This window comes from Streptomyces sp. NPDC048417, from assembly GCF_040651615.1.
Taxonomy (GTDB): Bacteria; Actinomycetota; Actinomycetes; order Streptomycetales; family Streptomycetaceae; genus Streptomyces.
The window spans coordinates 184,609-208,450 of the sequence record NZ_JBEZKI010000003.1; the positions used below are offsets into that span (position 1 = coordinate 184,609).

The 23,842-nt window shown below is 70.5% G+C and carries 20 protein-coding genes; 9 read left to right on the forward strand and 11 right to left on the reverse strand.

Annotated elements, in window-relative coordinates:
• Positions 1–412: 412 nt before the first annotated feature.
• From AB0D59_RS05775 to AB0D59_RS05795, 5 genes are all read right to left on the reverse strand, one after another.
• Positions 413–2,599 carry an ABC transporter ATP-binding protein gene (locus AB0D59_RS05775; RefSeq protein ID WP_362561222.1) on the reverse strand — a complete coding sequence of 729 codons (2,187 nt, stop codon included), beginning with the start codon at positions 2,597–2,599 and terminating at the stop codon, positions 413–415.
• Positions 2,600–2,691: 92 nt separating this feature from the next.
• Entirely contained in the window at positions 2,692–2,820 is a 129-nt protein-coding gene (locus AB0D59_RS05780; RefSeq protein WP_362561224.1) for a hypothetical protein, read from the reverse strand.
• A gap of 285 nt (positions 2,821–3,105) precedes the next feature.
• Entirely contained in the window at positions 3,106–4,233 is a 1,128-nt protein-coding gene (locus tag AB0D59_RS05785; RefSeq protein ID WP_362561226.1) for a peptidoglycan bridge formation glycyltransferase FemA/FemB family protein, read from the reverse strand.
• Between the two features lie 164 nt (positions 4,234–4,397).
• Positions 4,398–5,186 (reverse strand): metallophosphoesterase family protein, encoded by a 789-nt coding sequence (locus AB0D59_RS05790; RefSeq protein ID WP_362561228.1) that lies wholly within the window; start codon positions 5,184–5,186, stop codon positions 4,398–4,400.
• 32 nt (positions 5,187–5,218) lie between these two features.
• Positions 5,219–8,239, reverse strand: a complete 3,021-nt coding sequence (locus tag AB0D59_RS05795; RefSeq protein WP_362561230.1) for an FAD-binding and (Fe-S)-binding domain-containing protein — start codon at positions 8,237–8,239, stop codon at positions 5,219–5,221.
• Between the two features lie 219 nt (positions 8,240–8,458).
• Between AB0D59_RS05795 and serC the strand changes: the two genes are divergently transcribed.
• On the forward strand, positions 8,459–9,577 hold the full coding sequence (gene serC / locus AB0D59_RS05800; RefSeq protein ID WP_362561231.1) for a phosphoserine transaminase: 1,119 nt from the start codon (positions 8,459–8,461) through the stop codon (positions 9,575–9,577).
• 54 nt (positions 9,578–9,631) lie between these two features.
• On the opposite strand, the gene AB0D59_RS05805 is transcribed toward serC, so the two are convergent.
• Both AB0D59_RS05805 and AB0D59_RS05810 read right to left on the reverse strand, forming a co-directional pair.
• The gene (locus tag AB0D59_RS05805; protein WP_362561233.1) at positions 9,632–11,134 is read right to left on the reverse strand and encodes a cellulase family glycosylhydrolase; all 1,503 of its coding nucleotides are present in this window, start codon (positions 11,132–11,134) and stop codon (positions 9,632–9,634) included.
• Positions 11,135–11,387: 253 nt separating this feature from the next.
• Positions 11,388–12,383 (reverse strand): WD40 repeat domain-containing protein, encoded by a 996-nt coding sequence (locus tag AB0D59_RS05810; RefSeq protein ID WP_362561234.1) that lies wholly within the window; start codon positions 12,381–12,383, stop codon positions 11,388–11,390.
• Between the two features lie 105 nt (positions 12,384–12,488).
• Between AB0D59_RS05810 and AB0D59_RS05815 the strand changes: the two genes are divergently transcribed.
• The 4 genes from AB0D59_RS05815 (at position 12,489) to AB0D59_RS05830 (ending at position 15,794) form a co-directional block, all read left to right on the forward strand.
• Positions 12,489–13,172: an SGNH/GDSL hydrolase family protein gene (locus AB0D59_RS05815; RefSeq protein ID WP_362561237.1), complete on the forward strand. Its 684-nt coding sequence runs from the start codon at positions 12,489–12,491 to the stop codon at positions 13,170–13,172.
• Positions 13,173–13,259: 87 nt separating this feature from the next.
• On the forward strand, positions 13,260–13,847 hold the full coding sequence (locus AB0D59_RS05820; RefSeq protein WP_362561240.1) for a Uma2 family endonuclease: 588 nt from the start codon (positions 13,260–13,262) through the stop codon (positions 13,845–13,847).
• Positions 13,848–13,959: 112 nt separating this feature from the next.
• Positions 13,960–14,733, forward strand: a complete 774-nt coding sequence (locus AB0D59_RS05825) for a TIGR03084 family metal-binding protein (protein WP_362561242.1) — start codon at positions 13,960–13,962, stop codon at positions 14,731–14,733.
• 68 nt (positions 14,734–14,801) lie between these two features.
• Positions 14,802–15,794: an aldo/keto reductase gene (locus AB0D59_RS05830; protein WP_362561244.1), complete on the forward strand. Its 993-nt coding sequence runs from the start codon at positions 14,802–14,804 to the stop codon at positions 15,792–15,794.
• 255 nt (positions 15,795–16,049) lie between these two features.
• Here the strand turns inward: AB0D59_RS05830 and thpR are convergent, their stop codons facing one another.
• Positions 16,050–16,646, reverse strand: coding sequence for an RNA 2',3'-cyclic phosphodiesterase (gene thpR, locus AB0D59_RS05835; RefSeq protein WP_362561247.1), 597 nt, complete (start codon positions 16,644–16,646; stop codon positions 16,050–16,052).
• A gap of 26 nt (positions 16,647–16,672) precedes the next feature.
• On the opposite strand from thpR, the gene AB0D59_RS05840 reads away from it, so the two are divergent.
• Complete coding sequence (locus AB0D59_RS05840) at positions 16,673–17,191, forward strand: GNAT family N-acetyltransferase (protein ID WP_362561249.1); 519 nt, start codon at positions 16,673–16,675, stop codon at positions 17,189–17,191.
• Between the two features lie 31 nt (positions 17,192–17,222).
• Here the strand turns inward: AB0D59_RS05840 and AB0D59_RS05845 are convergent, their stop codons facing one another.
• Positions 17,223–18,497, reverse strand: coding sequence for an MFS transporter (locus tag AB0D59_RS05845; RefSeq protein WP_362561252.1), 1,275 nt, complete (start codon positions 18,495–18,497; stop codon positions 17,223–17,225).
• A gap of 102 nt (positions 18,498–18,599) precedes the next feature.
• Positions 18,600–19,037 (reverse strand): MarR family transcriptional regulator, encoded by a 438-nt coding sequence (locus tag AB0D59_RS05850; RefSeq protein WP_351711436.1) that lies wholly within the window; start codon positions 19,035–19,037, stop codon positions 18,600–18,602.
• Between the two features lie 179 nt (positions 19,038–19,216).
• Here AB0D59_RS05850 and AB0D59_RS05855 point away from each other — a divergent pair, with 179 nt between their 5' ends.
• Positions 19,217–19,411 (forward strand): ribbon-helix-helix protein, CopG family, encoded by a 195-nt coding sequence (locus AB0D59_RS05855; RefSeq protein WP_362561253.1) that lies wholly within the window; start codon positions 19,217–19,219, stop codon positions 19,409–19,411.
• A 43-nt stretch (positions 19,412–19,454) separates the two neighbouring features.
• On the opposite strand, the gene AB0D59_RS05860 is transcribed toward AB0D59_RS05855, so the two are convergent.
• Positions 19,455–20,906, reverse strand: a complete 1,452-nt coding sequence (locus AB0D59_RS05860; protein ID WP_362561254.1) for an NCS2 family permease — start codon at positions 20,904–20,906, stop codon at positions 19,455–19,457.
• Positions 20,907–21,018: 112 nt separating this feature from the next.
• On the opposite strand from AB0D59_RS05860, the gene AB0D59_RS05865 reads away from it, so the two are divergent.
• Positions 21,019–21,276 (forward strand): DUF2530 domain-containing protein, encoded by a 258-nt coding sequence (locus AB0D59_RS05865; RefSeq protein WP_362561714.1) that lies wholly within the window; start codon positions 21,019–21,021, stop codon positions 21,274–21,276.
• Between the two features lie 112 nt (positions 21,277–21,388).
• Positions 21,389–23,842 carry a cation-translocating P-type ATPase gene (locus AB0D59_RS05870; RefSeq protein WP_362561256.1) on the forward strand — a complete coding sequence of 818 codons (2,454 nt, stop codon included), beginning with the start codon at positions 21,389–21,391 and terminating at the stop codon, positions 23,840–23,842.

A 23,842-nucleotide genomic window follows, 5' to 3' on the forward strand; every position in this document is an offset into this window, starting at 1 on the left:
CGGCTCCGCTGCCGGAGAGCGGTGAAAGGGTCTGTACGGACGTCTGAATCGCAAGGAAGTGCCCTTCTCCATGACGGAGGCGGACAAGAGGCCCGTGCGGGCGCGCGGCACGAGACCAACACGTGTCACGCAAGACGAAATCCCCCCACCTGCGGCAACAAGCCCCCCGTCGCCCACTTGGCAACCCAGGAGGGTTCTGCCGCAGCCGAACTCGAACCAAGGTTCTAATCATGGTCACGACAGAATGTGGAGTTCAGGTGAAAGAACGGCAACTGAGAGGAGTCCGGAAGACGGCTTGCAGGCGGTGGTCCCGCCCTGACCGGCCAGTTCGCGTCACCATGCCGCATTCAGGCCACGGCGCGCCGGACGACGTCTTCACTCACCAGAGTCGCGGGGTGTCCGGGGCGGCGGCTCAGATCCCCGGCCACGGCTCCTCGTCGCGGAACAGGGGGCGGCCGTCGGGGAGTGTGGTGGGCACGTTCGTCCCGTAGTCGGCCTCCGCGTACGTCTCCATGTGGGCCTCGTACATGGGTTGGGGCCATAGTCCCGCGGCCGCGTACACGTCGTGGTCGTACACGTTCCCGTACGGCTGCTGGTAGGCGTACCCGTCGCCTTGCGCGCCCGTGTAGGAGGCCTGGGGCGGCACCCCCACCCCCACTCCCACCCCCACGGCCCCTGCCGCCGGTGCGGCGCCGCCCTGTTCCGCGAACAGCGGCAGTCGTAGTTCGCCGGTGTCCATCACCGCGTTGTTCTGGGAGCGGTGCAGCCGGGAGTAGGCGCCGCCGCGGGCGAGGAGTTCGTCGTGGCGGCCGGTCTCGACGATGCGGCCGCGGTCGACGACGAGGATGCGGTCGGCGTCGGGGGCGAGGTTGAGGTCGTGGGTGATCATGATGGTCGTACGGCCGGTCATCAGGCGCCGCAGTGGCTTGACGACGCGGCGCGCGGCCATCGCGTCCAGGCCGGTGGTCGGCTCGTCGAGGACGAGGACGGGCGCGTCGCGCAGGATCGCCCGGGCGATGGCCAGGCGCTGGAGCTGACCGCCGGAGAGCCGGGCCGAGTTGGGGTCGACCTTGGTGTCGTAGCCGTCGGGGAGCCGGACGATGAAGTCGTGCGCGTCGGCGGCCCTGGCGGCCTCCTCGATGGCCTGCTCGCTGGCTCCGGGGCGGCCGCAGGCGATGTTGGCGCGGACGGTGTCGTGCAGGACGAGGGTCTCCTGCGGGAGCAGGGTGATGTACTCGCGCAGCCTGGCGAGGGGGAAGTCGCGGATCGGGACGCCGTCGAGGAGGATCTCGCCGCTGTCGGGGTCGTAGAAGCGGAGCAGCATCTTGGAGACGGTGGACTTGCCGGCGCCGCTGGGCCCGGTGATGATCACGAGTTCGCCGGGGCTGACCGTGCAGGAGAGGCCCTCCAGGGCGGCCTTGTCGGCTCCGGGGTAGCGGAAGCCGACGTCGCGGAGTTCGACGGTGCCGTCGGGGCGGCCGGTGTCGGTGCCGGTGCCGCGGCGGGGGTCGGTGACCGACGGCCGCACGTCGAGGATCTCGATCAGCCGTTCCGCGCCGGCCGTGGCGGCGGTGACGGTGAGGCCGAGCTGGGCGAGGCCGCGCACGGGCGGGTAGAGGTAGCCGAGGAAGGCGGAGAAGGCGAGGAGCTGACCGAGGGTCATCCGGCCGGTGGAGATCTCCCAGGCGCCGATGCCGATCACGGCGAGGACGCAGATCGTCTCGATGACCTGGACGAGCTGCTCGTAGGCCTCGTTGAGGCGGGTGGAGCGGACGGAGGCGCGGAACCAGGCGCTCGCCTCCTCGTTCAGGCGGCGGCGCTCGGCGTCACGGCGGTCGTACGCCTGGGTCAGCACGATGTTGCCGAGGGACTCCTCGACCACGGAGGTGATCGCGCCGTCGGCGACCCGGCCCTCCCGGGACACGTCCTTGATGGAGCCGGAGAACCGGCGGGCGGCCAGCCAGAACAGCGGGGCGAGGACGAAGGTGGCGGCGGCCAGGTCCCAGCGCAGCCAGAACGCGGCGGCCGCGTAGAACAGGGCGCTGAACAGGGCCGACGCGGCGCCGACGAGCCCGGACACCACCATGGTCTCGATGGCCTCGACGTCGCTGGTCAGGCGGGAGAGCAGGTCGCCCTGGCGGTGGCGCTGGAAGAAGTGCGGGGGCAGCTGCTGGACGTGGTCGAAGACGTGCTCGCGCAGCCGCATGACGAAACGTTCGGTGACCCAGGCGGCGATGGAGTTGCCGGCGTACGCGACGATCGCGCCGACGATCGCGATGCCCAGCCACTGTCCGGCCGGGCTCCAGAAGGCGCTCAGCGAACCCTTCTGCAGAGCGTGGTCGGTGAGGTCGCTGAAGAGCAGGATGGCCTCGGTCTCGGCGAGCGCGGCGATCACCGTGCACACCCAGACGATCACCAGCCAGCCGCGCAGGCCCCGGGTCAGCGGCCAGAAGCGGCGGAAGGCGGTGCGGGCCGGGATGACGGGCGTGTACTCGTCGTCCTCGTCGTACGCGTCCTCGTCGTACTCGCCTTCGCCCTCGTATTTCGAGGCGCCGGCTTCGTACTCGTATTCCGTGCCTTCACTCTCCTTTGCGCGCATTTCTCACTACTCCGCTCTCCGACGCTTGAATTACGGGAATTCAGGAGCGAAAAAGGACCGACGGCGAACCGTCGGTCCTCTTTACTGCTGACTCAGTCGTCCTGGCCGGGGATCGGCTTCGGAAGCGGCTTGTGGGCCTTCTTCTTCGGCTTCGGCGGGGGCGGCGGGGGCAGCTGCTTCTTGTGCTTGGGGGGCAGCGGGGCGAGCTTCTTGAGGCTCATTCCGACTCCTTGAGAGTTCGAAGTGCAAGTGGTGCAGGATGGCGCGAGAATTCTCTTGGGCAACGTACGGGGATTTCGGATCGTCATCCTCGGCAATCCCCGCCGCCCGACACCGATGAACTTACACGGCCCGGATCTCAAGGAACAGCAAAGTCGGCTTCCGAACGGCAAACAGGTGCTGTGAATACCTGGGTAACAGCTGTATAACGACCCCGAACCTGAGAGTTCTCTTATGAACCTGAGAGCCGGCTTATGAAGCGCGGCAGCCGCGCCGCCGCGGAGGCGTCACCGGCGGGCCATGTACACGTCGAACGCCTTGTGGAGCAGCTTGTTGAGCGGAAAGTCCCACTCGCCCAGGTACTCGACGGCCTCCCCGCCGGTGCCGACCTTGAAGCGGAGCAGCCCCAGCAGGTGGTCGGACTCCTCCAGGGTGTCGGTGATGCCCCTGAAGTCGTATACGGCGGCGCCGAGTTCGTGGGCGTCGCACATCATCCGCCACTGGATGGCGTTGTTGGGCTGGACCTCGCGCCTGCGGCCGGTGGAGGCGCCGTAGGAGTACCAGACGTGCCGGCCGACGGTGAGCATGGTCGCGGCGGCGAGGACCTCGCCCTCGTGGTGGGCGAGGTAGAGGCGCATACGGTCGGGGTGTTCGGCGGTGAGGGCGGTCCACATGCGCTGGAAGTAGGAGAGCGGGCGCGCGATGAAGCGGTCGCGCTCGGCGGTCTCGGCGTACAGCGTGTAGAAGGCGGGCAGGTCCTCGTAGCCGCCCCGGACCACCTTGACCCCCGCCTTCTCGGCCTTCTTCACATTGCGCCGCCACTGCTGGTTGAGCCCGCGCTGGATGTCCTCCAACGGCCGTCCGGCGAACGGCACCTGGAACACGTACCGGGGCTGCCCGGCCGCGAACCCCTCCTCCCCGCCGGCCTCCGCCTGCCGCCACCCCATCCGGCGCAGCCGGTCGCCGAGTTCGAGGGCGCGGGGTTCCTCCGAGGTCGCCCCGGCGTCCCGCAGCCGCCGGGCGGCGGGGTCGGCGATCGCCTCCTTCACCGCCTCCGCGCTCCACCGTCGTACGACGACCGGCGGCCCCATCTTCACCGTGAAGGCCCCGCGCCCCTTCAGGTACGCCGGCAGCGGATCGAGCCAGCGCTCCAGCGCCGGGTCGTGCCAGTCGATGACGGGCCCCTCCGGCAGATAGGCGAGATACCGCCTCACCTTGGGCAACGCCCGCAACAACACCAGCCCGGCCCCGACGATCCGCCCCTCCGCGTCGAACCAGCCCAGGCTCTCCGCCCGCCAGTCGGGCTTCACGTCCCCCCAGGACGGCACCTGCATATGGCTGACGGACGGCCGGGAACCCACGAAGGCGAGGTGTTCGGCACGGGTGATCGTCCGAAGGTGAAGGGCTGCTGTCATCGGCGGAAATCTCCTCGGACTGCGAAACCGGTCATTCCGTCAAGGACAACAGACGCACCCCGAGCGGTCGCTTTCCCCACGCCGCCCGGGGACCGCGTGTCGCGGAAACCCGCACCACCGCTCCGGCACGGGCGGCCCGGCCGCGCCCTGAGCCGCGCCCGCCGCTACGGTGCCCCGGTGGCCGCCGCCCTCCCGTCACCCGGCCCGAACACCGTGAGCGCCTCCGTGTCGGTCACCCGGGAGTTGAGGTAGCAGTCCGCCCACTCCTCGATGTCCGGGTACGCGCACTCGGCGCGCAGCCGGGCCACCGCCGCCGGGATGTCGTACGACGTCACGCGCAGGTCGGTCCCGGGGCCCAGGAGGCACCAGTGCGCGCCCGGACGGCCGTAGGGCATGCCCACGCTGCCGGGGTTGACGACCAGACGGCCGTGGGCGAGGCGGGTGTACGGCATGTGGGTGTGGCCGCAGACGACTGTGGTGACGGCGGGGTCGATGCCGGTGAACACCTCCGCCCAGCGGTCCGACGAGGAGTCGACCAGGACGATCTCCTCGTCGTCACGGGGCGTCGCGTGACAGAACAGGACCCGGCCCAGGCCTCGGACCGTGAGGGTGGCCGTCCTGGGGAGCGCGGCGAGGAAGTCGACCTGTTCGGAGGTGAGCGCGTTCGCCGCGAACGGGCCGATCGGGTCCGGGATTCCGGCGCGTTCGCCCCTGCGGTACTCCACCAGCTCCCGGTCCGCGTTTCCCGACACCCACACCACCCGGTCGCCCAGCTCGCGCAGTACCTCGATCACCCGGCCCGGTTGCGGGCCCGCCGTGATGTCGCCGGTGAGGACGATGCGGTCGGCCGCGCACACGTCCGGCTCCGCGAGGACCGCCTCCAGCGCCGGCAACACCCCGTGGATGTCGGAGAGGACCGCCACCCGGTTCAACTCGGCCTCACTCACGGTCACTTCCCGCCCCTCTCCTCGTCCTGCTTCCAGTCCTACGTCTCGTCCCACTTCTCGTGCCTCTTCCCGGCCCTCTTCCCGGTCCTCCTCCCAGTCCTCTTCTCCTCCCCTTCCGATTCCAGCCCCCCTTCCGATTCCAGCCCCTCAGCCAGCACCTCCGCCAGATGCCTCCCCCGCACCCCCGCCAGCTGTTCCAGCTGGGTGCGGCAGGAGTAGCCGTCCGCCAGGATCACCGTGTCCTTCGGCGCCTCGGCCACCGCCGGCAGCAGCTGCTCCTCCGCGCACGCCCTCGACACCTCGAAGTGGCCTTTCTCGAAGCCGAAGTTGCCCGCCAGGCCGCAGCAACCGCCAGCCAGCTCTCCGGTGAGGGCGGCGGCCTCGCGGAGCCGCCGGTCGGCGGTGTCGCCCAGTACCGCGTGCTGGTGGCAGTGGGTCTGGCCGGTGACCTGGCGGTTCAGGCGGGGAGGGGTCCAGCCGGGGGCCAGGCGGTCCAGGGCCTCCGCGAAGGTGATCACCGACCCCGCCAGACGGGCCGCGCGCGGGTCGTCCGGGAGGAGTTCCGGCAGGTCCGCGCGGAGGGCCGCGGCGCAGCTGGGTTCCAGGACGACGAAGAGGGGCGAGTCCTCCACGTCGGCCAGTTCCGGCAGTACGAAGGGGCCCAGCAGGTCGAGCGTGCGCCGCAACACCGCACGTGCCTCGTCCAGTTGGCCCGTCGAGATGTATGTCAACCCGCAGCACGCGCGGGAGGGCCGGCGGGGCCGGCGAGCGGACATGCCGACGCTCGCCACCTCACCGTCGGCCGACCGCCGCAGCCGCCACGGCCGCGCCGGGAGTTCCGCCACGCCCACTCCCGCCGCCTCCAGCACCCGAACGGCCGCCCGGCCCACGGACGGTGACAGGTGCTCCGTGAACGTGTCCGGCCAGAGGAAGACCATCCGCGCCGGGAAGTCCGGCCGGCGCCCCGCCCGCGCGTCCGCCATCCAGCCCCGCAGGCGCCTGCGCTGCCGTCGCCGCAGCCACCGGCTGAACGGCTCCCTCGCCAGGCGCGGGATCCGCCGCTCCGGTGCGATACCGCCGACACGTTTGGCCAGCGCGGCCAGCGGGCGTACCGCGGCGAGCGCGTTGACCAGCCCCGCCGTGCGCGTGCGGGCCACCAGGCGCAGCCAGCGCGGCAGCCGGCCCATGCTGTAGTGCGACGAAGGACGGCGGCGGCCCGCGTAGTGGTGGTGCAGGAACTCCGCCTTGTACGTGGCCATGTCCACCCCCACCGGGCAGTCCGACCGGCAGCCCTTGCAGGACAGACACAGGTCCAGCGCGTCCCGGACCTGCGTCGACTGCCAGCCGTCCGTCACCAGTTCGCCCGCCAGCATCTCGTGCAGCAGCCGGGCCCGGCCGCGCGTCGAGTGCTCCTCCTCGCCGGTCGCCCGGAAGGACGGGCACATCACGGACGCGCCGGACACCTCGGTCGTACGGCACTTCGCGACGCCCACGCAGCGGCGGACGGCCGCGGAGAAGTCGCCGTGGTCGGAGGGGTAGCCGAAGGCCACCGGCAGCGGCTCGCGGGGGAGGACGGCGAAGCGGAGGTTGGTGTCCAGAGGGGCGGGCCTGACCAGCATGCCGGGGTTGAGGAGGTCGTCGGGGTCCCAGATCCCCTTCGCACGCTCGAACAGGGCCACCATCTCCGCGCCGTACATCCTCGGCAGCAGTTCCGCCCTCGCCTGGCCGTCCCCGTGCTCCCCGGAGAGCGAGCCGCCGTGGGTGACGACGAGGTCGGCGAGCTCCTGCGAGAAGCGGCGGAAGCGGGCCACGCCGGCCGCGCTGAGCAGGTCGAAGTCGATACGGACGTGGATGCAGCCGTCGCCGAAGTGGCCGTAGGGGGTGCCCCGCAGGCCATGGGCGGACAGCAGGCCTCTGAAGTCCCGCAGGTAGCCGCCCAGCCGGGCCGGCGGTACCGCGCAGTCCTCCCAGCCGGGCCAGGCCTCGCTGCCGTCGGGCATCCGGGTCGCCGTACCGGAGGCGTCCTCGCGGATGCGCCAGAGCGCGCGCTGCCCGGCCGGGTCGGTGACGACCAGCGCGTCGAGGACGTCCGCCGCGCGGACGACCGCCTCCGCACGCGCGCGAGCCTGCGCGGCCGACTCCCCGCCCGTCTCCACGAACAGCCAGGCGCCACCGCGTGGCAGTCCGGCCGGGGACCGCACCAGGTCGGCGGCCATGCCCTCCACCGTCAGCGGGGCGGCGGCGAGCAGCCCGGCCGCCGCCTCCGCGGCCGCGCTCTCGTCGGCGTACCCGAGCACCGCCAGCGCACGCGCGCGGGGTGACTCGACGAGGCGGACGGTCGCCTCCGTGAGGATCCCCAGCGTGCCCTCGCTGCCGCAGAAGGCGCGGGCCACGTCGGCGCCCCGCTCGGGGAGCAGCGCGTCCAGGGCGTACCCGGAGATACGGCGGGGCAGGTCGGGGAAGCCGGTGCGCAGGCGGGCCAGCTCCCCGGCCACCAGCTCGCGCAGGCCCTCCGGCGCCCCGGCCCAGTCCTGCCCCAGCCGCAGCCGCCCGCCCCGCGCGGTGAGCACGTCCAGCTCCAGGACGCTGTCCGCCGTGGTGCCCCAGGCCACGCTGTGCGCGCCGCACGAGTTGTTGCCGATCATTCCACCGAGCGTGCAGCGGCTGTGTGTGGAGGGGTCCGGGCCGAACCGCAGACCGTGCGGGGCGGCGGCCTCCTGGAGCCGGTCCAGGACCAGACCCGGCTGGACGACGGCCGTACGGGTGGCCGGATCCAGGTCGAGCAGACGGTTCATGTGGCGGGTGAAGTCCAGCACCACGCCGGTGCCGGTGGCCTGCCCGGCGATCGACGTGCCGCCGCCCCGGGCGACCACCGGCACCCCGTGGGCGCGGCACACCTCCAGTACGGCCGCCACGTCGGCCGAGTCCCGAGGGGCCACCACCCCCGTCGGGACCCGCCGGTAGTTGGACGCGTCCATGGTGACCAGCGCCCGCGACGTGACGTCGAACCCCACCTCGCCCCGGACGGCCCTGCGCAGCTCAGCCTCCAGATCGACCATGCCTCCCAGTCTGCCCGCCGGCACCGACGGTGACGCGGGACGACGGCCGCGGAACCGCCTCGGACGGCCGCCACTTGGCGGCGCCGGGGCAGGAACCGGTCCGTCACCCGGCCGCCGCACGCCCGCACACCCGCCCGTCTCACCCGCCCGTCTCACCCGCCCGTCTCACCCGACGGACTACATTTCGACCACGTTTCCTCCAACGACTACGCTCGCCCCGTGGCTGACATCCAGATCCCCGCTGACATCAAGCCCGCCGACGGACGCTTCGGCGCGGGCCCCTCCAAGGTGCGGACGGAGGCACTGGACGCGCTCGCCGCCACCGGTACCTCTCTCATGGGCACCTCCCACCGCCAGGCCCCGGTGAAGAACCTGGTCGGCCAGGTCCGCGAGGGCATCAGCTCCCTGTTCTCCCTCCCGGACGGCTACGAGGTCGTCCTCGGCAACGGCGGATCCACCGCCTTCTGGGACGTCGCCACCCACGGTCTGATCGACGCCAAGTCGCAGCACCTGAACTTCGGCGAGTTCTCGTCCAAGTTCGCCAAGGCCGCGGGGCTCGCCCCCTGGCTGGCCGAACCCACCGTCATCGCCTCCGACCCGGGCACCCACCCGCAGCCGCGGGCCGAGGCCGGCGTCGACGTCTACGCCTTCACGCACAACGAGACCTCGACCGGTGTCGCCATGCCCATCGAGCGGGTCGCCGGGGCCGACGAGGGCGCGCTCGTGCTCGTCGACGCCACCTCCGGCGCGGGCGGCCTCCCCGTCGACGTCAGCGAGACCGACGTCTACTACTTCGCCCCGCAGAAGTCCTTCGCCTCCGACGGCGGCCTGTGGATCGGCGTCTTCTCCCCGGCCGCGATCGAGCGCGCCGAGCGCATCCACGCGTCCGGCCGCCATGTGCCGGAGTTCTTCAGCCTCCCCACGGCGATCGACAACTCCCGCAAGAACCAGACGTACAACACCCCCGCCCTCGCCACTCTCTTCCTGCTCAACCAGCAGCTGGAGTGGCTGAACGGCCAGGGCGGCCTCGCCTTCTCCACCGGCCGCACGAAGGACTCCTCGACCCGCCTCTACACCTGGGCCGAGGAGAGCAAGTACGCCACCCCGTTCGTCGCCGACCCGGCCCAGCGCTCGCAGGTCATCGGCACGATCGACTTCGCCGACGAGATCGACGCGGCCGCCGTCGCCAAGGTGCTGCGCGCCAACGGCATCGTGGACACCGAGCCCTACCGCAAGCTCGGTCGCAACCAGCTCCGCATCGCGATGTTCCCGGCGATCGACCCGGCCGACGTCGAGGCGCTGACGAAGTGCGTCGACTACGTGATCGAGAAGCTGTAGCGCGTACGACGGCGGAGGGCGCCCGGTGGCCGGACAGGCACCGGGCGCCCTTGCTCATCCGGCCGTACAGCTCACGCTCGGAACGGCCCCGCCGCCCGGCGCGCCCCCGAAGCCGAAGCTCGCCGAACCGCCCGCCGGGACAGTCCCGTTGTGCGCGGCGTTCACGGCGGTGACCATCCCGCCGCTCTGGGTGTACGACGCGTTCCACATGTTGGTCACCTGCTGCGCGCCGCTCCACGTCCAGGTCACCGTCCACGAACCGATCGCGGTCGTACCGGTGTCGGTGACCGTGACAGCGGCGTTGAAGCCGCTCCCCCAGTCGCTGCTGACGGCGTAGGAGGCGGCACAGGTGGCCGTCGTACCCCCGCCACCCCCGCCCCCGCTGCCCGGGAACAGCGGCGCCTTCACGCTCGCCAGATAGCCGTCCTTCACCGTGTCCACGGTCACCCAGTCGTCCTTCAGGATCCCGCCGGTGTCACCGGAGTCGGGGTTCCAGGACCAGAAGGTCCACTGGAAGGAGTCCGCGCCGTACGTCGCGGTCGGCCGCAGATAACTCACCAGCGCGGCCAGCCACTTCTGGTCCACGGTCGAGGCGAGCGTCGTACCGAACTCGCCCACCCACACCGGCGCGATGTTCTGCTTGAAGAGGTAGCCCCAGTACTTGTCCCAGATCCCGGGCATGTTGGCGGGGAACGTGGGATCGCTGAACCAGCTCTGCTGGGCCACGCTGGTGGCGTAGTCGTGGGCGGAGTACACCACTCTTCCGGCGACGCTCAGCTGCACCGGGTACTGCCCGGCCCCCATCAGGTTGCCGCCCCACCAGCCGGAGACGCCGTTGTACGTCTGCACGCCCTCGACGAAGATCAGCAGGTCGGGGTTGACGGACAGCACGGCGTTCCCGGCGCGCTGGGCGGCGAGCCGCCAGTCGATCGTGGTGTCCCCGCAGCCCCAGCAGGCCGGATCGTGGGGCTCGTTGTGGAGGTCGATGCCGACGACGGTGGGATCGGCCGCGTAACGCGCCGCCAGGGCCTTCAGGTCGGTGATCCAGGTCGACTCGGGGACCGAGGACGTGTACCAGAGCGCCGACTGGCCGCCGGCGTCCGGGCGGTGCCGGTCCAGGATGACCTTGAGGCCGTCCCGTCCTGCGTAGGCCACGATCCTGTCCATGATCTGGAGCGGGTCGAGCCCCTGGAGGTCGGCGTTCTTGCCGTTGCTGAAGTCGATGCTGTTGGGGACGGTCGTGCTCTTGAAGATGTCGTCGCTGTAGGGCAGCCGGATGGTGTTGTAGCCCAGCGACCTCATCTGGTCGATCATGCTCTTGTAGTCGCGTGACCAGAGGCCGTGCACCACGTAGTTGGCGGTCTCGAACCCGAACCAGTTGATCCCGGCGATCCGGACCGGCTGCCCGGCCGCGTCCAGGATCTGCCGGCCGCTGGTGTGCCAGTAGCCGGCCCCGGGGGTGGTCGCCGCGTGCGCGGAGTGCACACCGGCGAGGGGAAGGAGGAGCGCGGCGGCGGCAGCACAGAGCGCTCTTCGCAGGGTGCGTAAGCGGAACATGTGCCTGTTCCTCTCGGAGTTCCACTGGGGAAGCGCGGCCCGGAACGGAGTGGGAGCGCTCCCATGTGCCGCGCACCTCCCAGGAAACTGACACACCGTCATCACGTCAAGACGTACGACGCCCCTCCGCGATCCTCCTCGGCCGGTCCCTGATACGGATGTTCTCGCCGGGACCGGCGAAGGTGCCGCTGATCGGCGGGCGGACCGAGCGGAACCGCGGGAGGGCGGCGGCAAGGGTGACGCCGGCGCGGGGTCAGTGCCGGCGGGTGGGTGTGCGCCGCAGCCGGCGCAGCCCGAAGAGGGCGAGCACGACGACGCCGACGGCGATGGCGCCGACCTTGACCTTGCCGCTCGCGGGACTGCCGCTGTCCCCGGCGGCGGCCGAACTCCCGCTGCCGGACGGCGACGTGCCGGCCGCCCCGCCCGGCACGTCCTCGGCCTGCACCGGGCTGTCGGAGCCCTCGCTGCCGTACATCAGCCTGGTCCCGTCGGCGGAGTAGCTGACCGACTCGCCCTGCTTCTGGAGGGGCACGTCGAGCCGCCCCGCGCGTTTGATCTTCCCGCCGTTCCAGTCGTAGTAGATGCCGCCGAGGTAGCCGCGTACGGCGAGCTGCTTGCCGTCGGGCGAGAAGGCGGCGTCGGTGGCCCAGAGGTCGACGGTGGCGACGGGCTTGAAGATGTTGGTGCCGGAGGAGGACAGGGTCGCCGGGCCCTCGTAGAGGTGCCCGCCGTCCTCCTTCTTGTCGATGATGTACACGCGCCCGGTCTTGGGGTGGACGACGAGCGACTCGGCGTTCCGGGCGCCGTTCGCGTACTTGACGATGTACTGCGTGGCCCTGATCGTCTGGTTCTCCAGGGCCTTCGGCTCGGGCAACCGGTAGATCCACACGTACGGCCAGCTGCCGTCGAGGTTGTCGCCGATGTCACCGACGTAGATCTGGTTGTCCGGGCCGATGGAGATGGCCTCGACGTCACGGGGCCTGCCGATACCACTGAGCGTGACGGTCGCCACGGTCTTCCCGGTCGCACTGTCGACGGCGTAGATGTACGGGCCGTCGTCGCTGTCGTTGTGGGTCCAGTAGATGCCGGGGTGCAGATGGGAGGCGGCGAGACCGCTGGACTCGGTGATGCGCGGGTCCGTGATCGTGAACCCCTTGTCACCTGCGCCGTCGGCGGCGGAGGCGGGTGCGGCGGCGAGGGCCCCGGTGAGCAGGACCCCGGCGAGAAGGGCGAACGATCGTCGGCGCATGGGCCCAAGCCTGCCATCCCGCACTGTGTTTCACGGCCCGGGGCCCCTGGGTGACGTGGCGGTCCTCACACCCCACCGCTCCCGCTGATCGTCCATCATGAGCGGATGCTCAGGTTCATGCCCGTCGGGGACTCGATGACCATCGGCAGCACGGGCGAACACACCTGGCGGTACCGCATGTGGCAGCACCTGTGCGCGACCTACGGCGGCCCCTTCACCCTGGTCGGCCCGCGCGAGACGCTGTACGACAAGCTCGCCGACGGGCCCGTGTCCTACACCTACGCCGATCCCGACTTCCCCCACGCCCACCTGGCCGGCTGGGGCGAGGGCTGGCTGCACATGGCCCCGCTGGTCGGGGAGGCGGTGCGGTCCTACCGCGCCGACGTCCTGCTGGTCTCCCTCGGCCTGATCGACCTGGGCTTCTACACCAACGCGGAGCAGACGGCGGCGAACGCACGGTCCTTCGTCGCGGCCGCGCGGGAGGCCAACCCGCGCATCCGCATGGTGGTGCTGCCGGTGATCCCGAACATCCGGGCCGCGTCGGACCCGCAGTTCGCGGAGCAGGTGAACCTCTTCAACGAGCTGCTGGCGAAGACGGTCGCCGACCTGGACGAGCCCCGCTCCCCGCTGCTGCTGGCCTCGCCCCCGCCGTCGTACGACATCGACACGGACACCTACGACGGCACCCACCCCAACGCGAACGGCGAACACCGCATCGCCGAGGCGTTCGCGGAGGCGATGTGGCAGGGGTGGGACCTGGGCGAGGAGTACGAGGCCGGAACGGACTGACCGAATTCCGCCGTTGCCCGGTCACCGTGCGTATCGTTGAACCGCGCGGCCGCACTCGCACGAAGGCGGCCGGGGAGGAGCGCCAGGATGACCGTCCTCGAAGACAGGATCGCGATGGCCCAGAGCGACGACGAGATCACGCTCGACGAGCTGTTCGAGCGGATCGAGAAGATGCCCGCCCCCGAGGGATACAAGGTCGAGATCGTCGAGGGGATCGTCTTCATGGCACCGCAGCGGGACACCCACTGGGAGATCATCCTGGACATCGTCGAGCAGTTGCGGACCAAGTACCCCCGGAAGCGGGTCAAGTCCGACGTCCGTGTCGACTACCCGGGGCATCTGAACGGGTTCGCGTCCGACGTGACGGTGATGGCCGAGGAGGCGGTGAAGAACGGGAAGGGGCTCTGGCGTTACCAGGACGTCGAGTTCGTCGCCGAGGTCATCTCGCGGGGCACGGCGGCCAACGACTACGGCCTGAAGAAGACCGCCTACGCCCAGGCCGAGGTCCCCGTCTACCTGATCGCCGACCCCTACCAGCGCCGCTGCCACATCTACACCAACCCCAAGGGCGACGACTACGCGACCGAGACGAAGGTCGACTTCGGCGACGAGGCGGACCTCACGGCCACCGTCGTCGGTCTCACCCTGAAGACCGCCGAGTTCCCGACCGACTGACCCTCCACGCACCGGAGTTGAGCCGTTGCCGCAGGTACGTTCGGCTCGGGTCGGGCGTGGATCGGCTCCCCTCGGCTGTGCCTGCCGTCAACGCGTGCGAAGGTGATTGCGGATGCTGAACTACGGCCTCGACATCTCCGTTCTGGAGGGCGACCTCGCGGTCCCCGACCTGGTGGCCGAAGGGGATGAGCTCGACGCCCTGGTGTCGGCGCATCCGGACTGGACCAGACCCACACCGGCCGCGGGGTGGACGATCGCCCACCAGATAGCACATCTCGCTGCAGCCGACGCCAACGTGGTCATCGCCATACGGACCCCGGAGGCGTTCGGCGCCGTACTGAAGCAGGCCGAAGCCGCGGGCGCCCGGTACGCCGATCTCGACGCCGCCGCGGGTGCGGCCGAACCACGGTCGGCACTGCTGGCCCGCTGGCGCGCGGGCCGGACCGAGGTGGCGGCGGCGCTCCGTGACGTACCCCGGGATCAGGGGTTTCCCTGGTACGGCTCGCAGCTGACCGCGGCGCTCATGACACCGCTTCGGCTGATGGAGACGTGGGCCCACGGGCAGGACGTCTTCGATTCGCTCGGTGTGTCACGTCGCCCGACGGACCGGCTCAGGCAGGTGGCCGCCCTGGGCGTGACCGGACGGGAGCTGTCCTTCCACGCCGCACAGCTGCCCGGTCCGGCGGAGCCGTTCCGCGTCGAGCTGACCGGTCCCGGCGGTCAGACCTGGGCCTGGGGCCCGGAGAACGCGACGCAACGGGTGCAGGGCCCTGCCCTCGACTTCTGCCTCCGGGTCACCCGACGCAGGTCCCGAGCCGAGACCGACCTCAGGGCGGTCGGCGAGGACGCGGACAAGTGGCTCGACATCGCGCGCGTCTTCCTCTGAAGAACCCCGGGCCGACCGACCCGAAAGTCCTTGCCTAGAGCGCACTCCACGCCGTTGGCTGGGTGACCATGAAGTACACGCAGCTCGGACGTACCGGACTCAAGGTCAGCCGACTCGTCCTCGGCACCATGAACTTCGGCCCGCAGACAGACGAGGCCGGCAGTCACGCGATCATGGACGCGGCGCTGGACGCCGGCATCAACTTCTTCGACACCGCCAACGTGTATGGCTGGGGTGACAACAAGGGGCGGACCGAGGAGATCATCGGCAGTTGGTTCGCCAAGAGCGCCGCGCACCGCGACAAGGTCGTGCTCGCCACCAAGGTGTACGGCAACATGGCCGCCGACGGTGACGCCTGGCCCAACCACGACAAGCTGTCCGCCGTCAACATCCGGCGGGCCGTCGACGCCAGCCTGAAGCGGCTGGGGACCGACTACATCGACGTCTACCAGTTCCACCACATCGACCGCCGGACCCCCTTCGAGGAGATCTGGCAGGCGATCGACACCCTCATCGCGCAGGGCAAGATCCTGTACGTCGGGTCCTCCAACTTCCCCGGCTACAAGATCGCCCAGGCCAACGAGATCGCCGCCCGGCGCGGCGGCACCATCGGCCTCGTGAGCGAGCAGTGCCTCTACAACCTCGCCGAGCGGCGCGCCGAGATGGAGGTCATCCCGGCCGCGCAGGACTACGGCCTCGGGGTCATCCCCTGGTCGCCGCTGCAGGGCGGGCTGCTCGGCGGTGTGCTCAAGAAGGAGGTGACGGGCGGGCGCCGGGCCAGTGGCCGGGCCGCCGACTCCCTCGCCAACACCACCGTTCGCGCCCAGATCCAGGCGTACGAGGACCTGCTCGACAAGCACGGCGTGGAGCCGGGCGAGGCCGCGCTGGCCTGGCTGCTCACGCGTCCGGGGGTGACGGGTCCGATCGTCGGCCCGCGCACCGGCGAGCAGCTGGAGTCGGCGCTGAGGGCCGTCGAGCTGGAGCTGAGCGAGGAACTGCTGGCGGGGCTGGACGAGATCTTCCCGGGTCCGGGTCCTTCTCCGGAGGCCTTCGCCTGGTAGCCGACGTCAGGGGCAACGCCCCGGTAGGGGCCAGCGCCCCGCAGAGGGCAACGCCCCATAGGGGCCAGCGCCCCGCAGGGGCGCGGGGAACTGCGCGACCGGCCACGGACGGCCCGCAGCCGACACCACACCGTCGGCCGCAGTTCCCCGGCCGCCCCTCACCTCATGGCCGACGCCACCGCGACCACCACGAACAACAGCACAAGCGCACCGGCCATGATCCGGTTCCGGGTCTTCGGGTCCACGGCAACGAGCCTAACCGCCCGCCCCGAGCCCCCAGCGGGCGACCACCTCGTACCGCGGCTGCTCCCCCGGCACCCCCGACGTCGGCAGGTTGCTGCGCACCAGCGTCAGCTCCGCCACCGTCCAGGTCCGGCCGGCGAACTCCGCGAGCAGCTCGACGTACGGCCGTACCTCCATCGCGTCCCGGCTGCGCGCCACCGTCAGGTGCGCCTTGTAACGGCGGTGCTCCCCCATCGGTACGCCCGCCTTCCGGGCCGCCGCCTCCGCGCGGTCGGCCAGCAGGCGCAGGGTCTCCAGGTCGCCGTCGGCGCCCGCCCACAGGGCCCGGCCGTGGCCGAACTGGCCGCCTCCGGCGACGGACAGCCGGAAGGGCGGCGTGCGGTGGGCCGCGCGGGCCAGCCGGTCCGACAGGTCCGGTACGACGCCGTCCTCGACCTCGCCGTAGAACGCGAGGGTGAAGTGCCAATCAGTGGCTCCGCCACGGGGCCAACCGGGCCGGCCGGTCCAGCGCAGCGCGTCCGCGCCCGGCAGCCGCTTCAACCGGTCGACTTCGGTGGCGAGTTCGGCGGCCACCTCGGGCGGGGGCAGCACGGCGGCGAAGAGTCTCATGCGGACCACCCTGCCATCATGAGGAGATGCAGATCACCATCAGAGAAGGCGGCCCGGACGACGTTCCCGCGATACTCGGGATGCTCGACAGCTGTGTGGAGTGGCTGGTGAGTCAGGGGCGGACCGAGCAGTGGGGGACGACGCCGCTGTCGGAGAACCAGAAGACGGTGGAGTCGGTCGTCCACTACATGGACGAGGGCGTGACCTACATCGCCGAGACCGGCGGGGTGCCGGCCGCCACGCTCACGGTCACCGACGCGCCCGGCGCCTACCTGGCGCATCTCCCGCCGCCCGGTGAGCCCGAACGGTACATCCACTGGCTGGCCTCCGACCGCCGGTTCAAGGGCCACGGCGCGGGCAGCGCGCTGCTGGCGCATGCCGCCGAGGAGACCCGGCGGGCCGGGGTCTCGCTGCTGCGGGTGGACTGCTACGCGGGCGCCGACGGCAAGCTGGTCCGCTACTACGAGGGCAACGGCTTCGTCCGCACGGAGACCTACACCGCCGGGAACGGCTGGGCGGGACAGGTGCTGGCCCGGAGGCTGTAGTACGCCCTCCTGGCCGGCATCTGTACGTGTCTCACGCGGCCGCGGCCAGTTCCTCCCGCTCCTCCCGCGGGACGAACCGCACCCGCGGGTGGCCGCCGTGCCAGCCGACCGACAGGCGCAGGTTGCCGACGCGGGCCAGGACCAGACCGATCACCACGGCCGCCGCGGCGGCTATGGCACCGCCCACCGCCAGGCCGGCGCGGACGCCGTAGACGTCCGTGATCCAGCCGGCGATGGGTGCGCCGATGGGGGAGCCGCCCATGAACACCATCATGTACAGGGCCATCACCCGGCCGCGCATGGCCGGGTCGGTGCCCATCTGGACGGTGGTGTTGGCGGTGACGTTGACCGTCATGCCGAACATGCCGATCGGGACCATGAAGAGGGCGAACAGCCACAGGGAGGGGGCGGTCGCGGCCACCAGCTCCAGTGCGCCGAAGACGACCGCCGCCGCGATCATCACCCGCAGCTTGGCCGTGCCGCGTCTGGCCGCGAGCAGGGCGCCGGCCAGGGAGCCGACCGCCATCAGGGTGTTGAAGAGGCTGTAGGAGCCGGCGCCCGCGTGGAAGACGTCGTCCGCGAAGGCGGAGAGGTAGACGGGGAAGTTGAAGCCGAAGGTGCCGATGAAGCCGACCAGGATGATCGTCCACGTCAGGTCGGGGCGGCCGGCCACATAGTGCAGGCCCTCCCGCAGCTGCCCCTTTCCTCTCGGTGCCCGCCGCACGGCGTGCAGGTCACGCGCGCGCATCAGCAGCAGGCCGACGATGGGGGCGACGAAGGACAGGCCGTTGAAGAGGAAGGCATAGCCGGTGCCGACGCCGGTGATCATCAGGCCGGCGACGGCGGGGCCGACCAGGCGGGCCGACTGGAAGTTCGCGGAGTTGAGGCTGACCGCGTTCTGCAGCTGGTCGGGGCCGACCATCTCGGAGACGAAGGACTGGCGGGCCGGGTTGTCGACGACCGTGGCGAGACCGACGACGAAGGCGGCGAGGTAGACGTGCCAGACGTGGACATGGCCGGAGAGGGTCAGCAGCGCGAGCGCGATGCCGGTGAGGGCCATGGACGTCTGGGTGACGAAGAGTGCGCGCCGCTTGTTCAGCCGGTCGACGAGGACCCCGCCGTAGAGGCCGAAGAGCAGCATCGGCAGGAACTGCAGGGCGGTGGTGACGCCGACGGCCGTCGCGGAGCCGGTGAGGCTGAGGACCAGCCAGTCCTGGGCGATGCGCTGCATCCAGGTGCCGATGTTGGAGACGACCTGGCCCGCGAAGAACAGGCGGTAGTTCCTGACCTTCAGCGAGCCGAACATCGAGGACCTGCGGGATGCGGGGGTAGTAGGGGCGGTCGGTGCGGGGGCGGAAGGTGCTCCGGATCCCGTACTCAAAGTGGGTTCGCCTCCTCGTGAAGGGGTTTACAGGTGTGCGAGCTTCTCCAGGACGGGGGCGGCCGCACGGAGCTTTGCCCACTCGTCCTCGTCGAGGCCGTCGACCAGGCCGGCCAGGAACGCGTTGCGCTTGCGGCGGCTCTCTTCGAGCATCGCCTCGGCCTGCTCGGTCTTGGTGACGACCTTCTGGCGCCGGTCCTCGGGGTGCGGCTCCAGACGGACCAGTCCCTTGGCTTCGAGCAGCGCCACGATGCGGGTCATCGAGGGCGGCTGCACATGCTCCTTGCGGGCCAGCTCACCGGGGGTGGCCTGGCCGCAGTTGGAGAGGGTGCCCAGCACCGACATCTCGGTTGGGCTCAGTGACTCGTCGACCCGCTGGTGCTTCAGCCGTCGCGAGAGTCGCATCACGGCGGAGCGGAGGGAGTTCACGGCGGCCACGTCGTCGCCATGGGTAAGGTCCGGCATGTCCTTAGAGTAACTCATTACCCTTTCTAAGGACCACCCGAGCGCACCGGTATGCCCGTGACCTCGGCCACTGAGCCTGGGGCCTGGGGGTATCCCCCGAAAACATCGCGTCACCCTTACGGGTGAGCCGCATCCGGAAAGTGACGCATCGGGCGCTCGGATGTGGCGCCCTCGTATGCATGGGGACCAGTGTGCTCAGCCTGCGGATAGACAAAGAGCTGCTCGACCGGCTCCGGCACCATGCGGCGAAAAGGGGAATGAGCGTCCAGGACTACGTGGTCCGGACGCTCATTCGCAACGACTTCGACGAGCGGTTCTCGGCCGCCGTCGAGGAGACGGAGAGGTTCTACGGCGATCAGGTCAAGATCACATGAGACCCCGGCCCGACCGGCACCGGAATCGGGATCAGGAGCGGGATCAGGTGAGACCCAGGGCCGGCATCAGGTAGTAGAAGGCGAACACGGCCGCCACCACGTACATCGCGACCGGGATCTCCTTGGCCCGGCCGGCGGTCAGCCGCAGCACCACGAAGGTGACGAAGCCCATGCCGATGCCGTTCGTGATCGAGTAGGTGAACGGCATCATCACCATGGTCACGAAGGCCGGGATCGCGATGGTGTAGTCGGCCCAGTCGATCTCCTTGATCGAACCGGCCAGGATCAGGAAGCCCACCGCCAGCAGCGCCGGGGTGGCGGCCTGGGACGGGACCATCGTGGCGACCGGGGTCAGGAACAGCGCCACGGCGAACAGCGCGCCGGTGACGACGTTGGCGAAGCCGGTGCGCGCGCCCTCGCCGACACCCGCCGTCGACTCCACGAAGCAGGTGGTGGCCGAGGAGGAGCTGGCACCGCCGGCGGCGACCGCGACACCGTCGATGAAAAGGACCTTGTTGATGCCCGGCATGTAGCCCTGGGCGTCGGTCAGCTTGGCCTCGTCGCTGACGCCCATGATCGTGCCCATGGCGTCGAAGAAGCAGGACAGCAGGACGGTGAAGACGAAGAGGACGCCGGTCAGCGCGCCGACCTTGTCGAAGCCGCCGAAGAGGCTGACCTTGCCGAGCAGGCCGAAGTCCGGGGTGGCGACGGGGTTGCCGGGCCACTTCGGGACGGTCAGGCCCCAGGTCGTCACATGGGCGACGGAGTTGATGATCAGCGCGAGCACGGTCATCGCGACGATGGAGATCAGGATCGCGCCGGAGACCTTGCGGACGATCAGCCCGAGGGTCAGCAGCACGCCGAGCACGAAGACCAGGACCGGCCAGCCGCCCAGGTGACCGTCGACGCCGAGCTGGAGCGGGACCGTGGTCTGGGCGACGTCCGGGATCCGGGTGACGAAGCCGGAGTCCACCAGACCGATCAGCATGATGAACAGGCCGATACCGATCGAGATCGCCTTGCGCAGGCTGTAGGGCACCGCGTTCATCACGCGCTCGCGCAGACCGCTGGCGACCAGCAGCATCACGACGAGGCCGGCCAGCACCACCATGCCCATCGCGTCCGGCCAGGACATCCGGGGCGCCAGCTGGAGGGCGACGACGGAGTTCACGCCGAGACCGGCGGCGAGCGCGATCGGGACGTTGCCGATGACACCCATGAGCAGCGTGGTGAAGGCGGCGGTGACGACGGTGGCGGTGACCAGCTGACCGTTGTCGAGCTGGTGGCCGTACATGTCCTTCGCGCTGCCGAGGATGATCGGGTTCAGCACGATGATGTACGCCATCGCGAAGAACGTGGCGAAGCCGCCGCGCACCTCGCGGGCGAGGGTGCTGCCCCGCTCGGAGATCTTGAAGTAACGGTCGAGCGCGCCGTACGCGGGGGTCGCACCCGGCTGTTCGGGGGCGGGGGCCTGAGTGGAAGCCGGGGTCGACATTGGAGGTTCCTACGATCAGAAGTAGCCAGACACAAACGGTTTCAGTATGAACGTATGAGTTCCAGACCGCTATCTCCGCGCGTAGACCCCGGGGATGCGTAAGCTGAGCACCATGGCGAAGTGGACCCCCAAGCACGAAGCACCGGAGCCCCTGGAAGGCCCCGTCGTCCCGACCATCGTCGGCGGCACGATCGTCTGGTTCGTCCTCTTCCTGGTGCAGCTGCCCTTCTACGGCTGGTACGCCGACCACGGCCGCACCTGGTGGGTGTGGACCTGCCTGGCCGGCGGCGGTCTCGGGCTGATCGGCGTCTGGTACGTGAAGAAGCGGGACGCGGCCATCAAGCGGGCGGCAGCGGCCCGCACCCTGTAAGGGAAGCCGTAAGGGCCGCTCTACAACCAGGGCACGACTTCACTCCTCCCCTGGTCGGATCTTCCGGGCACTCGGCAGGTGAACGCGCAAATCCGCACGTACCGTCGAACGTATGACGCACATCGACGCGGGCGCGGAACTCGACCCTGTGCATCCGATCCCGCTGCCGGCCCCGGCCCGGCCGAGCGGTCTGACCGCCGCCGAGGTCGCGGAGCGGATCGCGCGCGGCCAGGTGAACGACGTTCCGGTGCGCAGCAGCCGCTCGTTCGGCGAGATCGTGCGTGCGAACGTCTTCACCCGGTTCAACGCCATCATCGGTGTGCTGTGGGTGATCATGCTCGTGGTGGCGCCGATCCAGGACAGCCTGTTCGGCTTCGTGATCCTCGCCAACACGGGCATCGGCATCGTGCAGGAGTGGCGGGCGAAGAAGACCCTGGACTCGCTCGCGGTGATCGGCGAGGCGCGGCCCACCGTGCGCCGCGACGGGGCCGCGGTGGCCGTGGGCACGAGCGAGATCGTGCTCGACGACCTCATAGAGGTCGGCCCCGGCGACAAGATCGTGGTGGACGGGGTGTGTGCCGAGGCCGACGGCCTGGAGATCGACGAGTCGCTGCTCACCGGCGAGGCCGACCCGGTGGTCAAACACCGCAGCGACCAGGTGATGTCGGGGAGTTTCGTGGTGGCCGGCGGCGGCGCGTTCGCGGCCACGAGGGTCGGCCGGGAGGCCTACGCGGCCCAGCTGGCCGAAGAGGCCTCCCGCTTCACACTCGTCCACTCCGAGCTGCGCACCGGTATCTCGACCATCCTCAAGTACGTGACCTGGATGATGGTCCCGGCCGCGATCGGCCTGGTCGCCACCCAGCTCGTCGTCAAGAACAACGGCCTCAAGGACGCCGTCGCCCGCACGGTCGGCGGCATCGTCCCGATGGTCCCCGAGGGTCTCGTCCTGCTCACCTCCGTCGCCTTCGCGATCGGCGTGATCCGGCTGGGCCGCCAGCAGTGCCTGGTCCAGGAGCTCCCCGCGATCGAGGGCCTCGCCCGCGTCGACACCGTCTGCCTCGACAAGACCGGCACGCTCACCGAGGGCGGCATGGACGTCACCGAGCTGCGGTCGCTGGACGGGGTGGACGAAACGTACGTACGCAAGGTGCTGGGCTCGCTCGGCGAGTCGGACCCGCGTCCGAACGCCTCCCTCCAGGCGATCATCGACGCCTATCCCGACAGCGAGGACTGGCGGTGCGTGGAGTCGCTGCCCTTCTCCTCCGCCCGCAAGTACAGCGGCGCCACCTTCAGCGAGGGCGACGGGGAGCTGAGCACCTGGCTGCTGGGGGCGCCGGACGTGCTGCTCGCCGACGGCACCCCGGCGTTGGCCGAAACCGTACGCCTCAACGAGCAGGGCCTGCGGGTGCTGCTGCTGGCCCGCGCCACCCGGGACCTCGACCACGCGAAGGTGGCCGAGGGCGCCCGCCCCACCGCCCTGGTGGTCCTGGAGCAGCGGCTGCGCCCCGACGCCGCCGACACGCTCCGCTACTTCGCCGACCAGGAGGTCCGGGCGAAGGTGATCTCCGGCGACAACGCGGTGTCGGTCGGTGCGGTGGCCGCCAAGCTCGGTCTGAGCGGTACGACGGTGGACGCACGCCGGCTGCCCGCGGAGCCCGGCGAGATGGCCGAGGCCCTGGACGAGGGCACCGTCTTCGGCCGGGTCACCCCGCAGCAGAAGCGGGACATGGTGGGGGCGTTGCAGTCACGCGGGCACACGGTGGCGATGACCGGGGACGGCGTGAACGACGTACTCGCCCTGAAGGACGCCGACATCGGTGTCTCGATGGGCTCGGGCTCCGAGGCCACCCGGGCGGTCGCGCAGATCGTCCTCCTCAACAACAGCTTCGCCACGCTGCCTTCGGTGGTGGCCGAGGGGCGCCGGGTGATCGGCAACATCACCCGGGTCGCCACCCTGTTCCTGGTCAAGACGGTCTACTCGGTCCTGCTCGCGGTGCTCGTGGTCTGCTGGCGGGTCGAATACCCCTTCCTGCCCCGGCACCTGACCCTGCTGTCCACCCTCACCATCGGCATCCCGGCCTTCTTCCTGGCCCTCGCCCCCAACAAGGAACGGGCCAGACCGCACTTCGTCCGCCGCGTGATGCGCTACTCGATCCCGGGCGGAGTGCTGGCCGGTGTCGCGACCTTCGTGACGTACCTGCTCGCCCGCCACTACTACACGGGACCGGGCTCCCTGGACGCGGAGACCAGCGCGGCCACGCTCACGCTGTTCCTGATCTCGATGTGGGTCCTGGCGATCATCGCGCGCCCGTACACCTGGTGGCGGGTCGCCCTGGTGGTCTCGATGGGCGTGGCGTTCGTGTTCGTACTCGCGGTACCCGCCCTGCAGAGCTTCTTCGCGCTGAAGCTGGTGGGGGTGGTGATGCCGTGGACTGCCGTCGGTATCGCCGTGGTGGGGTCGGCCTTGCTGGAGTTCTCCTGGAGGTGGGTGGAGCGCCGCTTCCCCGACCAGGACAGTGCGGCTCCGCCGCGAGGGCTGGGTGCCCACGCGGCGGAGCCGCACTGA

Coding starts and splice junctions, on each gene's coding strand:
- AB0D59_RS05860 (WP_362561254.1), bottom strand. CDS start 20,906: ATGTCGACCCCGGCTTCCACTCAGGCCCCCGCCCCCGAACAGCCGGGT.
- thpR (WP_362561247.1), bottom strand. CDS start 16,646: ATGAGACTCTTCGCCGCCGTGCTGCCCCCGCCCGAGGTGGCCGCCGAA.
- AB0D59_RS05795 (WP_362561230.1), bottom strand. CDS start 8,239: ATGGTCGATCTGGAGGCTGAGCTGCGCAGGGCCGTCCGGGGCGAGGTG.
- AB0D59_RS05775 (WP_362561222.1), bottom strand. CDS start 2,599: ATGCGCGCAAAGGAGAGTGAAGGCACGGAATACGAGTACGAAGCCGGC.
- AB0D59_RS05820 (WP_362561240.1), top strand. CDS start 13,260: ATGACCGTCCTCGAAGACAGGATCGCGATGGCCCAGAGCGACGACGAG.
- AB0D59_RS05810 (WP_362561234.1), bottom strand. CDS start 12,383: ATGCGCCGACGATCGTTCGCCCTTCTCGCCGGGGTCCTGCTCACCGGG.
- AB0D59_RS05805 (WP_362561233.1), bottom strand. CDS start 11,134: ATGTTCCGCTTACGCACCCTGCGAAGAGCGCTCTGTGCTGCCGCCGCC.
- AB0D59_RS05815 (WP_362561237.1), top strand. CDS start 12,489: ATGCTCAGGTTCATGCCCGTCGGGGACTCGATGACCATCGGCAGCACG.
- AB0D59_RS05870 (WP_362561256.1), top strand. CDS start 21,389: ATGACGCACATCGACGCGGGCGCGGAACTCGACCCTGTGCATCCGATC.
- AB0D59_RS05780 (WP_362561224.1), bottom strand. CDS start 2,820: ATGAGCCTCAAGAAGCTCGCCCCGCTGCCCCCCAAGCACAAGAAGCAG.
- AB0D59_RS05785 (WP_362561226.1), bottom strand. CDS start 4,233: ATGACAGCAGCCCTTCACCTTCGGACGATCACCCGTGCCGAACACCTC.
- AB0D59_RS05865 (WP_362561714.1), top strand. CDS start 21,019: ATGGCGAAGTGGACCCCCAAGCACGAAGCACCGGAGCCCCTGGAAGGC.
- AB0D59_RS05825 (WP_362561242.1), top strand. CDS start 13,960: ATGCTGAACTACGGCCTCGACATCTCCGTTCTGGAGGGCGACCTCGCG.
- AB0D59_RS05850 (WP_351711436.1), bottom strand. CDS start 19,037: ATGCCGGACCTTACCCATGGCGACGACGTGGCCGCCGTGAACTCCCTC.
- AB0D59_RS05830 (WP_362561244.1), top strand. CDS start 14,802: ATGAAGTACACGCAGCTCGGACGTACCGGACTCAAGGTCAGCCGACTC.
- AB0D59_RS05845 (WP_362561252.1), bottom strand. CDS start 18,497: ATGTTCGGCTCGCTGAAGGTCAGGAACTACCGCCTGTTCTTCGCGGGC.
- AB0D59_RS05855 (WP_362561253.1), top strand. CDS start 19,217: ATGGGGACCAGTGTGCTCAGCCTGCGGATAGACAAAGAGCTGCTCGAC.
- AB0D59_RS05840 (WP_362561249.1), top strand. CDS start 16,673: ATGCAGATCACCATCAGAGAAGGCGGCCCGGACGACGTTCCCGCGATA.